This window comes from Kocuria sp. LHG3120, assembly GCF_049897445.1.
In the GTDB taxonomy this organism is placed as follows: Bacteria; Actinomycetota; Actinomycetes; order Actinomycetales; family Micrococcaceae; genus Kocuria; species Kocuria rosea.
Window position 1 is genome coordinate 76,187 of sequence record NZ_JAFCWG010000001.1, and the last position, 13,163, is coordinate 89,349.

The following is a 13,163-nucleotide window of genomic DNA, read 5'->3' on the forward strand; positions in this document are numbered from 1 at the left end:
GTGGTCCGCTCAGCGACGGCGTCGTCATGACGCCCTCATGGCGGGAGGGGTGCTCCCATACTGTGACGCCGGGCACACTTCCCGGAGGATGTGTGCAGAACTTGAACAGCCGGCTAGAGGCCCACCGTTTCACTCACTGCAAGGCCGGGGAGGAATGATGACCGATCCAGATCGAGGCACCGCGCCCTTGGTGCGAGTTGCCACCAAGGCGCTGACATCCACGAGGGCCGCCCTGGAAGGCACGACGACCTGGCTCGCACTGAGTGACGCGGACGGGCGCGTCGTGTACGAGTGGTCGTCGAGCGACCGGCTGAGGCGGCAGCTTCAGCGAGCCGACGTCCACGCCGGCGTGGACCTGGCCATCGGAGCCGCCGGGGCCAACGGCATCGGTCTCGCCCTGGCGCGCCGTGCCGCCGCCATCATCCACGGGGCCGACCACGAGGACGAGCGGTGGAAGGGGCTCACTTGTGCGGCGGGCCCGCTGCTCCACCCGGCGTCCAGGGAAGTGCTGGGCGCCGTCAATGTGACGTGCCTGGCGAACGAGGCGAATCCCTATTTGAAGCTGGCGCTGAAGCACGTGATCGACGAGGTTCAGACCGCGCTGAGCCGGGCCTCGCAGGCGCGCCATCGCCGTCTGATGGAGGCCCACCTGCGCGTCAAGGCCGGCACCCGCGCTGCCGTCGTCACCCTGGACCGCCATACCGTGATCGCGGACGGAACAGGTCCCGCCATCGGTGAACGGGCGGCGATCTGGGCGCTGCTGGAGCGTGCGGGATCCGGCGCCGCAGAAGTGGTGCTGCCTGCCGGGGGGCATGCCCGAGTGGTGCTCGTCGACCCTGGCGATGTCACCGCCGGATGCTCTCTCGTCGTCGGACACGTCGACGCCGCAGCCTTCGCGCAAGCTTCGCTGAGGGGTGAGATGCCAGTGGCTGCCGGTGCCTCGCTGAGCCCGCTGGAGACCGCCGAGCGGGAGATCATTGCGGCCGTCCTCGCTGCCTGTGACGGCAACAAGTCCGATGCAGCCGACCGTCTGCAGATCTCCCGCGGCACGCTCTACGAGCGGATCCGCCGCTACGGACTCTGACGGGCGGTGCACACTTGGCCGTACCGAACTGCTCGCGCGGAGCCCCCGGTCACTCGTTCAGTGCGCGAGTCCCGCGCTGCACGGGACGAGGTCGACTGAGCGGTACGTCAGAGCCGCCTTTGCGAGCGAGTGCCCCCCTCCGTCAGAAGTGGTTGGCGCCGACCGTCATGCCGCCACAGACATAGAGCGTCTGTCCGGTCACGAAGCCGGCCTCCTCGGAGGCGAAGAAGTTCACGGCGTGGGCCACCTCGGACGGCTTGCCCATCCGTTTCACCGGAACGGACTCCGCCAAATCGGTTCCGTCGGACGGCCGCGAGTTCGCGCCGGCGAAAAGGGGAGTTTCGATGGGGCCGGGTCCCACTGCGTTCACGGTAATGCCCGCGGCAGCGTATTCGAGAGCCCACACTCGCGTCAGTCCGATGAGTCCGGCCTTGGCAGCGACGTAGGCCGTGCGTTCGGCCTTACCGAGTGCTGCCCGCGACGTGATGTTGACGATCCGGCCCCAGCCTGCCTTCGCCATGCCGGGAGTCATCTTCTGACTGAGGATGACTGCGGGCATCAAGTTCAGGCGGAAGGACGCCTCCATGGAGCAGGGGTCGAGGTCGGCAAGTGCACCCGGGAACACTGCGCCTACATTGTTGACTAGGACATCGACTCGGCCGACGCGGTCCAGCACTTCATCGGCTAGCTGCGCCGCGGTGTCCGCTGAGGACAAGTCTCCCGCCAGCGTGTCGTAGCGACCCTCGACACGATCGATGGAGGTGACGTGGTATCCGGAGGCGTCGAGGGCTTCGCAGATGGCCAGGCCGATGCCGCCCGACCCTCCGGTCACGAGAGCATGTTTCTTCACGGTTGACTCCACTAGGTAGTTGCTCTGGGCTTCGTTCAAGGCGCGAACACGCCGAGAGCTGGACGATGATGCCGTCAGCAGTGGGTGACCGTGCGGACAGCAGGATTGAGGCGGGCAGTAGTCCTCGGGAGCTTCTTCACGAGGACGGTGGAGGGATCGCCGGAGAGACCGGGCCCTCGTCCGGCCCATGCCCGTGTCGAGGGGTTCTCATGCGCGGCCATAGGAGCGCACTCCCGGACCGGACGAGGCACGGTGCGGCCTCGACAGGCTCCTCAACGAAGGTGGACGCCGCCGTTGATGTCTAGGGTCGCCCCGGTCATGTAGCCGGCTGCCGGCGTCAGCAGGTAGGTGACGGCCCCTGTGATCTCGTCACGCGTGCCGAATCGGCCCGCGGGAATGCGATCGACCAACGCGGTGCGCGCCTCGTCCGGCAAGGCCTGCGTCGCAGGACTGTCCAGAGCCCCTGGGGCGATCGCGTTGGCCGTGATCCCCTGGGCTGCCAACTCTTTGGCCAGGACCTTGGTCAGCACGATGACCCCGGCCTTGGAGGCGGCATAGTGAGGTCCTCCGACCAGCCCTCCGGTGTAGGCGGCCACGGAGGCAATGTTGATGATGCGGCCGGCCCCGCCGGCGGCCATCAGCTTGGATGCCTCGCGGGCGATGTTGAGGCTGCCCCACGTGTTGATCTTCAGGACGGTCATGAACTCGTCGACCTGGACGTCCCACAAGCCGGCCGTCGGAATGACGGCTGCAGCGTTGACGAGTCCGTACAGCTGTGCCCCGCCGGTCTGGATGCTCTCCATGAGCTGGACCACCTGTTGTGTGTCGGTGATGTCGCAGGCCGTGACGTCGAGCCCGCCCACCGTGCCGGCTCGCACATCGACCGGGACGACTTCATAGCCCGTCTCCGCCACGGTCCGAGCGACGCTTCCTCCGACGAGGCCGCTGGCACCGGTGACGATGACGGCCCGCCGCTGCGCGTTGTCGGCGCTCATGACTGATCGACCTGGTGGATCTCGATGATGTTGCCGGCCGGATCGGACAGGAACACCTGCCGCCATCCCTTGAGGGCCCAGTAGCCGTAGTCGGAGTACGGCACGCCGTGCTCCTCGAGCCGGCGCAGCACGGCTTCGATGTCGTCGGTGCGGAAGCAGAAGTGACCGTTGAGCAGCGGATTGACGTACTGCTTGTGCTCGTACGAGGCATCGGGACGACGGCGAGTGGCGTGGATTTGCAGCTCGGACTCGTGACCGGCCACGAAGAAGCTGGCCGTTCCGCCCCATTCAGCGGAACCGTCGGTGTCGGCCTCGGACTGTCCGACCATCGGCGGGGTGGGCAGCTGCTGCAACCCCAGGACGGTGCCGTAGAACGAGTCAAGCTGTCCCATGTCGTCCGTGCAGACATTCACATGATGAAGGCGGAGCAGTCCGGCGGGCACGAACTCCTCCAGCTCCTCCACGCCATCGACCTGGTGGATCTCGATGATGTTGCCGGCCGGATCGGACAGGAACACCTGCCGCCATCCCTTGAGGGCCCAGTAGCCGTAGTCGGAGTACGGCACGCCGTGCTCCTCGAGCCGGCGCAGCACGGCTTCGATGTCGTCGGTGCGGAAGCAGAAGTGACCGTTGAGCAGCGGATTGACGTACTGCTTGTGCTCGTACGAGGCATCGGGACGACGGCGAGTGGCGTGGATTTGCAGCTCGGACTCGTGACCGGCCACGAAGAAGCTGGCCGTTCCGCCCCATTCAGCGGAACCGTCGGTGTCGGCCTCGGACTGTCCGACCATCGGCGGGGTGGGCAGCTGCTGCAACCCCAGGACGGTGCCGTAGAACGAGTCGAGCTGTCCCATGTCGTCCGTGCAGACATTCACATGATGAAGGCGGAGTTTCACGCAGGTCTCCTGAAGAGTTGGCGTTGGAGGCGCCACGCGTGGTCCTGGCGTGGCGGATGTTCTGGATCCGGTGGCGGATGTCACAAGTCTGCCCAAGGAATTGATTGGAATCCAATACCGATCTTCCAATGCTTCATCCTGAAATTAGATGACACATCGGACACAGCAGTCACCGGTGGATGCGGCGCCACAGCCTATCCATCTGATTTCTGTATGGCCGGGTGTTGGATTGGTATTGGACGCTGTGCAATAGGGACTGGGAAGGTGGAAGCACGGCCCTCCGGCCCCGGGAGGGAACAACGGAACGAGCGCGTCGGAGTGGTCAAGGGTGACTGCGCCCTCCCTTCCGGTGCGAGTTCCGAGGTTCTGGCCGAACCTCCTTGCTCCGCGGCGCCGGCCCGCTCAGGGCTGGGATTCGGATCCGGAGCACGATGGGCTCCGACGAAAGCAGAGGCAAGACGTCGGTCCGCGTGCTTTGAGGCCTGACAGTGGGCAAGGCCCTGTGACCCCCGACTGCCACCCGACCGAAGGAGTCTCCCCTCGCACGGAGGTCGGTGCACGTCAGGTCTGTTCGAAAAACTGTCCGTCACGAGAAAGCTGTCACAGCCCCATGAAGATCCAGCGCGTCGAAGCCATTCCCTACGAGATCCCCTATGTCACTCCTCTGAAGTTCGCCAGCGGTGAGGTCGTCACGGCCGATCACGTGCTGGTGCGGATCATCACCGACGACGGGATCGTGGGCACGGCCGACACCCCGCCGCGGCCCTACACCTACGGCGAGACCCAGAAGTCCATCGTGGCCGTCGTCGAGGACCTCTTCGCCCCGCAGCTGGTGGGCCTGGACGTCCTCGACCGCGAGAAGGTCCAGGCCGTGCTGGCCCGCACCGTCCACAACCAGACCGCCAAGGGCGCCGTGGACATCGCCCTGTGGGACGTCATCGGCCAGTTCCTCGGGCAGCCGGTGACCAGGCTGCTGGGCGGGTTCACGGACTCCATGCGGGTCTCCCACATGCTGGGCTTCAAGCCGGCCCAGGAGCTGCTGGACCTCGCCCTGGAGTTCCGCGAGACCTACGGCATCACCACGTTCAAGCTCAAGACCGGTCGGCACCCGATCGGCCTCGACGTCGAGGCTGCGGCCGTGCTGCGCGAGGGCCTCGGCGAGGACGCCGAGCTCTACATGGACGCCAACCGCGGCTGGACCGCCAACGAGGCCATGGAGGTGCTGCGCCGCACGGCCGACCTGGGCCTGCAGTTCCTCGAGGAGCCCGACGACGCCCGCGAGGTGCTCGGCCGGCGCCGGCTCGTGGAGCGGTCCCCCATCCCGATCGCCGCCGACGAGTCCGCCCCGAACCTGGGGGAGGCCGCAAAGGAGATCCTCACCGGCGGGGCGAACCTGCTGGCCGTGAAGACCGCCCGCTCCGGGTTCACCGAGGCCGCCAAGATCGTGGGCATGGCCGAGGGCATGGGGGTGGACGTGTACGTGGGCAACCAGATCGACACCCAGGTCGGCACGATCGCCTCCGTGGTCTTCGGCGCCGCTTTCGCGCATACCTCCCGGCGCGCCGCAGAACTGTCCAACTACTTGGACATGGCCGACGATCTCCTCGCGGAATCGATCATCATCTCCGACGGGCGCATCGCCGTTCCCCAGGTACCGGGTGTCGGCACCATCGTTGATGAGGACAAGCTCACTGCCTACCGCACCGACAGGTCTGCGCCGTCGCGCTCAGTATTCTCCTGAGAAGTATTGACTTCGGCTGTCGACATTCCCCAGGCCTCGGAAGGCAAACTGATGCGCGCTGTCCTCAAACATCGACCCAGCCCCGGATCGACATACGTGACCGACTATCCCGAACCGGAGACTGCCGCGGGGCAGGTGAAGATCAAGGTGGCCGCGGCTTCCGTGTGCGGCAGTGATCGGGAGATCTACGAGTACACCCCCATGGCTCAGGCCTTTGATCTCAACATCCCGGGTGTCATGGGTCACGAATGCTCCGGTACGGTGCTCGAAGTCGGAGCCGGCGTGACGTCTCTCGTCGTCGGCGACAAGGTCGCCTTGGAATCCCACTGGGCATGCGGCACCTGCTACCCATGCCGGACGGGCGATGCCCACAACTGTCTCAACATGCGGCTGCTCGGGCTGCACGTCGATGGCGGCTTTGCAGAGCGTCTCGTCGCGCCCGCCTCGGCGTGCTTCAAACTGCCCTCCGGCTTTTCCCTGGAACAGGCGGCCCTGCTGGAGCCGGCTGGTGTCGCCATGCACGCCATCCAGCGTTCGGGTCTCAATCCTGCCGGGGCCGACGTGGTCATCAGCGGCGGAGGGCCCGTAGGCCTGCTTATCGCCGCCCTGGTCGACGTCATGGGAGCCGCCCGCGTGGTCGTCGTCGAGCCCAATGCATACCGCCGCGGGCTCGCCGAAGGACTCGGCGCCACGGCAATGCACCCGGAGGATGACGTCGTGACGCACTGTCGCACGGTCTCCGGCGACAAGAACGGATTCGATATCGCTTTTGAGGCCTCCGGCGTTCCGGCCGCCATGGGACCGCTGTTGGAGGCAGTGCGCAAGGAGGCAACCGTTGTCGCCGTGGGTATTGCCGGCCGCCCGATCGAGTTGGATGTGGCCGCCTACCTCATCAAGAAGGGCCTGACTTTCCGCGGCAGCTTCGGCCGCGCTCTGTGGGAAACGTGGGAGCAACTCGTAGCGGTCGTCGCCAGCGGCAGACTGGACCTCGCGCGTTTCATCACGCACCGACTTCCGCTTTCGGCCATGGACGAGGCCATCGCACTGCTCCAGGGAGAGGCCTGCAAGGTCCTGCTCGTTCCGGAGCTAGACCGCCTTCCTGAGGGCACAGCCGCACGAGAGCGCTGATCCACGAGGTGCTGCAGCGCACCGCATCGCCTCCGTGCCGTGGGCATGGAGGCGATGCGGCTGCCATGGGATGAGCCTTCCATGTGCCAGATCGAGGCCTCCCGGTCCAGGCGCACCCACAGCACGACATGACTGCACGGCCTCAGGCGGACAGCCCTGCTCGCCGGTGGCTCTTACATTCCCATGGACTTGATCGGCACAATCGTCGATAGTCCATCACCACATCACGAGAGGACACCGCATGCCCCGGCCTACCGACGTTCCCAGCTATGAGAGCCTCCTTGCCCGGACCGATGTGCCCCCGGGCAGCAGTTGGGGACTGTTCGGCGCCGATGATGAGATCGGCACACTCAATTTTCTCGCGCCCGAGCAACGGGTCCGGGCAGCCGGTCTCGTGCGCAGCGGCCGGACGTTCTCACTGGATCTTCCCCTGGACGCCTTTCCCCAGCCACTGATTCCTCACCGCGGCGCCCTGCAGCACAGCGTCTTCGGCCTGAACGAATTCCACCGCGACGACCGGATCGACAACCTTTTTCCTCAAGCCACCAGTCAAATCGACGGCCTCCGCCACTTTGGGCACCCGGACCACGGCTTCTACAACCATGCAGATCCACAGAGGCTGATCGCCGGCGATCCCCTGTTGGGCGTCCAGCGCTTCGCCGAGCACGGCATCGTCGGCCGTGGGGTGCTCCTGGACGTCGAACGGCACCTCGCTCGTCGTGGAGAGCCGATCGACCATGCCGATCCACAGCCCGTCCCTGCCCAGGTGCTGGAGGAGACGGCAGTCCATCAGGGCGTCGACCTCGAACCCGGCGACATCCTGCTGATCCGCTTCGGATGGTTGGGACACCGCTTCGCGCAGCTTCGGGACGCATCGAACGCAGGCGACGTCGACGCGACCTCCGAAGCACCGGTCCCGTTGGTGTCGGTGGGGCTGGAGGCGAGCCATGAGACCGCGGCCTGGCTCTGGGACCACCGGGTCGCCGTGGCCGCTGCCGACAATGTGGCGCTGGAGGCCTGGCCGGCGACGGCTTCCGCCCTGCGCGTCAGAGCCGAGCTCGACGGAACCCTCCCGGCCTCATCCCACACCGGCATGCTCCACCGGATTCTCATCCCGATGCTGGGACTGGTCATCGGTGAACTGTGGCAGCTGGACGAGCTTGCCGACACCTGCGCCGCCGAGGGGCGGTACGACTTCATGGTCGTCGCCACCCCGTTGAAACTGCCCGGAGGAGTCGGCTCACCGGCCAATGCCGTCGCCATCCTCTGACTACTGCACAGCCTTCACCGAGCCCGAAGTGATCTGCCAGGGCAGACGGTGCCGCTCACCCTCACCGGCCCCGGCTGACGGCCGGCGCCCGGTGAACAACTGCGGCTCGGGACCGCATCCGCCGAGAGTCGTTGGCGGTGTCGCAGCCTGGCCCGCACATGCGCTTCGGATCAGAACGAACAAGGAAGTGGGCCGGGCATCGCAGCCCGGCCCACCGCCGTGGACTGTCTCGCGCTAGGCGGCGAACAGCTTCTGCGCCTGGATCACCAGGGTGTAGACCGCCACGACCGAGTAAAAAACGGTCGCGATGCCCATGACGGCCACACGGTGGCCCGGCATGCGGATCACCTTGTGCAGACGGCGGTTCAGCACCACGAGCAGGATCGAGTAGACGACCATGACTCCGCAGTTCAGCACTGCCGCCATGGCCAGCAGCGTGATCGGCTGGGTGATGCCGACCCCGAGGATGATGATGCCCAGCCCCACCATGATCCAGACGAAGGAGCTGTAGATCTTGGCCTCCGTCCAGAACGTGTGCCCGCGCAGGTAGTTCACGGTCAGGACGTCCGAGACGACCCGGGCAACGAGATCCACCACGGCGAGGTTCGCGAACATCAGGGCGACGGTGCCGATGAGCAGGTAGAAGAACTGCAGTCCGCCTCCGAACTGGTCGCCGAGGACGCCCGCCTGCACCTGGATGAAGGACAGGTCGGCCTTGCCTTCGTAGCTGCCCACCGGGATCAAGCGGTAGGCGAGCAGTGAAAAGATCGTGATGCTGAACAGCCCGACCACGAAGAAGGTCCAGAACTGTTCTGCGCAAGCATTTTTCCACCAGGTCTTCCAGCGCGACTGGTTCTCCGGGGTCATGAGGAACTGCGTGCCCGTGGCGGTGCCAGCCTCTTCATGACCGGTGATCGGAGAGACGATGCGGGGAGCGTGCGCCCCCATCCCCCATCCCTTGTCGCGGGTGTAATTGCTGACGGTCAGGTTGATGACACCCCCGCCACCGGCGAAGACGACCGAGGTCACCAGGAACTCCACCGGGATGCCCTCCGGCAGACGACCGAAGCCTTGGGCCGTGTCCGCCGGCAGGGCGGCCCACGGCCCCCAGCCGATCACGACCAGGCAGATGATCACGGCAAAGACCAGAATTCCGATGACCTTGAGGAACTCGAGCTTCTCGACGGTCTTGTACACGATCGGCGAGAGCGTCAGCACCAAACCGATCACGACGAGCCCGCCGATGGCGATCCACTGCACATTGCCACGGCCACCAGCGGTGAACGTGGCCATGGTGGCCGCACTGCTCATCCATCCCGGCCACGCAAAAGGGATCACGGTCATCGCGATGAACAGCGGTGCCCATCCACGCCACAGCCGGGCGAATCCGGTCATCGCCGTCTCGCCGGTAGCCAGAGAGTATCGAGCCGCTTCGGTGTTGAGGAAGTATTGAATGCCGATCCCCAGCGCTGCGGCCCACAACCATGTGAGGCCGACCTGGCTGGTGATGTAGGGATGAGAGATGTACTCACCCGATCCGATCCCCACGGCGACCAGGATGACCCCGGGGCCCGCCATCCTGCGGAAATTCACGGGCTTGGGAAGCTCGGCCCAGCGCAGAGCCGGGAGCCGCCCCGGCTTTTGACGGCCTCCTGAGCCGCCGAATTCTTTAGCTTCCACCTCGGTCGTGGTGGGCGGGTCGTTCACTGTCATGGCTTTGGCCTCACTGTTGGTCGAGGTCGATCGAGTAGCACATGGCGCGGTGACAGTCCTGTTGAGCGCTCAGCACCATGGCGTGGATTGGGAGACTGTTGCAGCACCATCGGCAACACCCATTGGGTGTGATGTGCGCTACATCTCCCCAAAAGGCTAGAACGGCCGTCTATAAGAGGGAAATACCAGTCACTGATCGACTATGACTGTTTTTAGATGGGGAGTACCCTCTGCCTGTCGGGGATGTCCTCAGTGGGCCGGCTCCGGCAGTACCTCGGCGCAGATGTCCAGCACCCGCGCCAGAGCCGGGGATGCGTTGTCCGTGCGCCACGCCAAGGCGGCGTGCAGCCAGATCGGCTCCCCGGCGATGGGGATGTAGGCGACACCCGTGGGCTGGACGTGACGTACCGAGGTGAGAGTCAACGTGGCCCCGGCGCCTGCGGCGACGAGGGCAAGGATGGTGTAGGAATCAGGAGCTTCCTGGACGATCCTCGGTGACACTCCGGCCTTAGCGCAGGCATCCAGCAGGGCAGCCCGAAGGGTGGATCCGCCTTCCGCCGGAAAACTGATGAAGGGGTCATCGGCCAGGCTGGCCAGCGAGATCTCATCCTCCCCCGCCAGCCGATGCGAGGAAGGCAGAGCGCAGATGAGCCGTTCGTGCTCGATGACGCGATAGCTGACCTCGGAGTGCCGCACGGGGAGCCGGACGAAACCGAGATCCAACTGGCCGCGCACCACCTGATCGAGCGCAGCCCCGGCGTAGGTTTGCCCCTGCAGCACCAGGTCGATGCCGGGATATCGGCGACGCACTTCCTGCGCCAGAGCAGGGAGGATCTTGCTGCTGGAAGCGCCGGCAAAGCCGAGCCGTACCCGACCGGACTCCCCTGCAGTCAGAGCACGCGCTGCCGCATGGGCCAGTTCAACGTCGGCCAGCACCTTTCGCGCCGGCCCCAGAAGACGCTCCCCCGCGTCCGTGAGAGTCACCGAGCGCGTATTGCGGACGAACAGTTTGAGCTTGAGCTCCTTCTCGAGCTGCTGGATGCGGTAACTGAGCGGAGGCTGGGCCATCTGGAGCCGTTGCGCTGCTCGACTGAAATGGAGTTCCTCGGCCACCGCGACGAACGCTTCCAGCTCCTTGATGTCCAACGTTTCGTCCCATGGTCGTAGCCGTCAGTGCCGGATCGAGCAGATCCCGTGGATGTTGCCAGTGGACCCAGCATAGGCATGCCCCGAGCGGAGAACAGGACGTGTCGGCATCTTCGGTCAGTCATCCGGCTCGGCTGAACGTGGGCCGCTTCTATACCGACCATCGATCAGTGAGGCCGGAATTAGTCTTGGCCCAGGAAAAGTGAGCCCGACTACAGTCTCGGTAGCGCCTTTGCGCGCCCGCTGTCGGCGGGAAGGATGCTCCCTGACCAGCAGCGAACAATGAGGCATGACCACGGCCGTACGCGTTTTGCACAGCGCAGAACACGATGAGGGGATCCGGCATGGCACAACAGCCAGAGCCCGCTCCTTTGCAGCTGACGTCGAAGGACGGCACATCGCTGGCCGTGACCGTCACCGGCGACGGCCCGCCGATCGTCATCGTCCCGGGCTCTCTCAGCATGGCCGGGGACTGGCAGGCCGTGACTCGGGTGCTCGCGCCCGAGCTGACGACATACTTTCTCAACCGATGCGGCCGCAGCGCCAGTGGAGACCATCCCTCGCACTGTCTGGAGCGGGAGATCGAGGATGTGACCGCCGTTCTCGACGTGGCCGGTCCTGAGGCCGTCCTGTTCGGCCACTCCTTCGGCGCACTGGTCTCCCTCGCTCGGGCTGCACAGCGAAGCGTGCGGGGTCTCATCCTCTACGAACCCGGCCTCGCCCTGGACGGGCCCGTCGGAGGCCCCGCCGTGGAGGCTTTTTCCGATCTGGTAGCCGTTGGTGATGCTGAGGCGGCTCTTCGGTTTGGACTGGAACATTTTGTCGGCCTCTCCCCCACGGAGGTCGAGATGTTCGCACAGGCCCCATCGTGGTCACAACTGGTGGCCATGGCGCCGACCTGGAGCCGGGAACTCGTCGCCATCGACGGCTACGCCGTCGATATGGATCGTTTGTCGTCGATCGAGATACCCACGCTGATGATGGCCGGTGAAGTCAGCCCGTCCTGGTTGATCATGGTCTCGCAGGCGGTCCACGACGCCCCGCCCCGATCCTCGTGAGCCACGCTCGCCGGTCAAGGGCACGTGGCGAACGAAGCGGCTCCCGATCTCCTGGCGCGTGAGGTCGCCGCCTTCGTAGCCTCGCTGCGCTTCCTGGCACGTCCATGACGTAGCACGGGTCCCGAACAGAGGACGTCTCGGCTCGAAGGACATGGTCACCGCTACACTGGCTCACAGTGGTGCGACGTAGATCACATGATGGCTGATGAGGGCTTCCGGTGTGTGTGCCCGTCCCGCCGCCGACGCGCCAGGGGCGGTTTCCGGCGCAACCAGGCGTCGGCGACCGTCGATGCCAGGGGAATCCGGCCCCCTATTAAGGAGGACATCCGTGTCGATGGCAGCTGCTGTGAGCGATGAGATGGTGGAGGACTTCTCCACCAGCCATTTGCCGTGGCGGCTTGACGTCTCCCGCGGCAGCGTTCTGGAGCACAGGACGGTCCACATGGGTGAGTCGTGGGCCGTGGACTGTCGTCTCGGCGGCATGGCAGGACGGCGTGATGCTCCGCAGATCCGGCGGACGGACGGAGAATACGTAGCGGTCCTACTGGTGCGGCACGGCACGGAGACGTTCACGCAGCACGGCCGGCGCGCCCAGGTCGGCGCCGGCACCGCGGTGATCTGGGACGGTGTGCGTCCCGGGGAGTGCGTCAGCGGTCAGGACCTCGTCAAGACCACGTTCTTCATGCCGCGCGACGTGTGCCGCGACACCATGCCCCCTCTGGATGCGATCGTCGCCCGCACCGTGCCCGACTCCCCCAGCCTGCGCCTGCTCTTCTCGTGGTTGCAGACGTCGACGTCGACCGAGGACCTGGACGGCACCGCCGCCGCGACAGCCGGACATGTCGCCGTTGACCTGCTGACCTCGGCGATCGGCGCGTCCTCGAACGTGGTCCTGGACACCCGGACGATCCGGCTGATGGAGATCAGGGCCTTCATCGACGCACACTTCGGCGACTCGGAGCTCACCGTGGACACCATCGCCTCGGCCAACGCGGTGTCAACCCGCTATCTGCATCTGCTGTTCCAGGAGACGGGCGAGAGCTGCCGGCAGTACCTGATGCGCCGACGCCAGGAAGCGGCGCACCAACTGCTGATGTCGGCCACAGGTCTGTCCATCACCGAGGTCGCTCACCGGTGCGGGTTCGACACCCCGTCCTCCTTCAGCCGCACCTATCGCACCGCCTTCGGCCTGTCGCCCCGGGCGGCACGAAACGCACGGCGCCAGACATGACCTAGCTCACACTGTGCACGTGGTGCGCGTTCTTGTGCGCATCACGGCAAG

General features: G+C 65.8%; 11 protein-coding genes. 6 read left to right on the forward strand and 5 right to left on the reverse strand.

All coding sequences use genetic code 11. From position 1 onward, the window contains the following. The first annotated feature begins 157 nt into the window (after positions 1–157). Positions 158–1,084, forward strand: a complete 927-nt coding sequence (locus ACP7CD_RS00350) for a helix-turn-helix domain-containing protein (protein WP_426118306.1) — start codon at positions 158–160, stop codon at positions 1,082–1,084. A gap of 142 nt (positions 1,085–1,226) precedes the next feature. Here ACP7CD_RS00350 and ACP7CD_RS00355 read toward each other — a convergent pair whose 3' ends face one another. From ACP7CD_RS00355 to ACP7CD_RS00365, 3 genes are all read right to left on the reverse strand, one after another. After that, complete coding sequence (locus tag ACP7CD_RS00355) at positions 1,227–1,934, reverse strand: SDR family NAD(P)-dependent oxidoreductase (RefSeq protein ID WP_426118308.1); 708 nt, start codon at positions 1,932–1,934, stop codon at positions 1,227–1,229. 272 nt (positions 1,935–2,206) lie between these two features. Continuing rightward, positions 2,207–2,929: an SDR family oxidoreductase gene (locus ACP7CD_RS00360; RefSeq protein ID WP_426118310.1), complete on the reverse strand. Its 723-nt coding sequence runs from the start codon at positions 2,927–2,929 to the stop codon at positions 2,207–2,209. After that, positions 2,926–3,909, reverse strand: a complete 984-nt coding sequence (locus ACP7CD_RS00365; protein WP_426119023.1) for a VOC family protein — start codon at positions 3,907–3,909, stop codon at positions 2,926–2,928. The genes ACP7CD_RS00360 and ACP7CD_RS00365 overlap by 4 nt, the downstream gene beginning before the upstream one ends. A gap of 526 nt (positions 3,910–4,435) precedes the next feature. On the opposite strand from ACP7CD_RS00365, the gene ACP7CD_RS00370 reads away from it, so the two are divergent. The 3 genes from ACP7CD_RS00370 to ACP7CD_RS00380 all read left to right on the forward strand — a co-directional run bounded on the left by ACP7CD_RS00370 (position 4,436) and on the right by ACP7CD_RS00380 (position 7,964). Next, entirely contained in the window at positions 4,436–5,566 is a 1,131-nt protein-coding gene (locus tag ACP7CD_RS00370) for a mandelate racemase/muconate lactonizing enzyme family protein (RefSeq protein ID WP_426118312.1), read from the forward strand. A gap of 96 nt (positions 5,567–5,662) precedes the next feature. Beyond that, complete coding sequence (locus ACP7CD_RS00375) at positions 5,663–6,694, forward strand: zinc-dependent alcohol dehydrogenase (RefSeq protein ID WP_426118314.1); 1,032 nt, start codon at positions 5,663–5,665, stop codon at positions 6,692–6,694. 241 nt (positions 6,695–6,935) lie between these two features. Continuing rightward, positions 6,936–7,964, forward strand: coding sequence for a cyclase family protein (locus ACP7CD_RS00380; RefSeq protein ID WP_426118316.1), 1,029 nt, complete (start codon positions 6,936–6,938; stop codon positions 7,962–7,964). A gap of 234 nt (positions 7,965–8,198) precedes the next feature. Here the strand turns inward: ACP7CD_RS00380 and ACP7CD_RS00385 are convergent, their stop codons facing one another. Together ACP7CD_RS00385 and ACP7CD_RS00390 are read right to left on the reverse strand one after the other, a co-directional pair. After that, positions 8,199–9,677, reverse strand: coding sequence for an Nramp family divalent metal transporter (locus ACP7CD_RS00385; RefSeq protein WP_426118318.1), 1,479 nt, complete (start codon positions 9,675–9,677; stop codon positions 8,199–8,201). 249 nt (positions 9,678–9,926) lie between these two features. Further along, positions 9,927–10,823 (reverse strand): LysR family transcriptional regulator, encoded by an 897-nt coding sequence (locus ACP7CD_RS00390; protein WP_426118320.1) that lies wholly within the window; start codon positions 10,821–10,823, stop codon positions 9,927–9,929. Positions 10,824–11,167: 344 nt separating this feature from the next. On the opposite strand from ACP7CD_RS00390, the gene ACP7CD_RS00395 reads away from it, so the two are divergent. Then, positions 11,168–11,881: an alpha/beta fold hydrolase gene (locus ACP7CD_RS00395; protein ID WP_426118322.1), complete on the forward strand. Its 714-nt coding sequence runs from the start codon at positions 11,168–11,170 to the stop codon at positions 11,879–11,881. Between the two features lie 334 nt (positions 11,882–12,215). Next, entirely contained in the window at positions 12,216–13,112 is an 897-nt protein-coding gene (locus tag ACP7CD_RS00400) for a helix-turn-helix domain-containing protein (RefSeq protein ID WP_426119025.1), read from the forward strand. The last annotated feature ends 51 nt before the right edge of the window (positions 13,113–13,163 follow it).

Excerpts from the sequence above, each read along its gene's own strand:
- ACP7CD_RS00350 (WP_426118306.1), top strand. The coding sequence starts at position 158 with ATGACCGATCCAGATCGAGGCACCGCGCCCTTGGTGCGAGTTGCCACC.
- ACP7CD_RS00360 (WP_426118310.1), bottom strand. The coding sequence starts at position 2,929 with ATGAGCGCCGACAACGCGCAGCGGCGGGCCGTCATCGTCACCGGTGCC.
- ACP7CD_RS00370 (WP_426118312.1), top strand. The coding sequence starts at position 4,436 with ATGAAGATCCAGCGCGTCGAAGCCATTCCCTACGAGATCCCCTATGTC.
- ACP7CD_RS00380 (WP_426118316.1), top strand. The coding sequence starts at position 6,936 with ATGCCCCGGCCTACCGACGTTCCCAGCTATGAGAGCCTCCTTGCCCGG.
- ACP7CD_RS00385 (WP_426118318.1), bottom strand. The coding sequence starts at position 9,677 with ATGACAGTGAACGACCCGCCCACCACGACCGAGGTGGAAGCTAAAGAA.
- ACP7CD_RS00395 (WP_426118322.1), top strand. The coding sequence starts at position 11,168 with ATGGCACAACAGCCAGAGCCCGCTCCTTTGCAGCTGACGTCGAAGGAC.
- ACP7CD_RS00400 (WP_426119025.1), top strand. The coding sequence starts at position 12,216 with ATGGCAGCTGCTGTGAGCGATGAGATGGTGGAGGACTTCTCCACCAGC.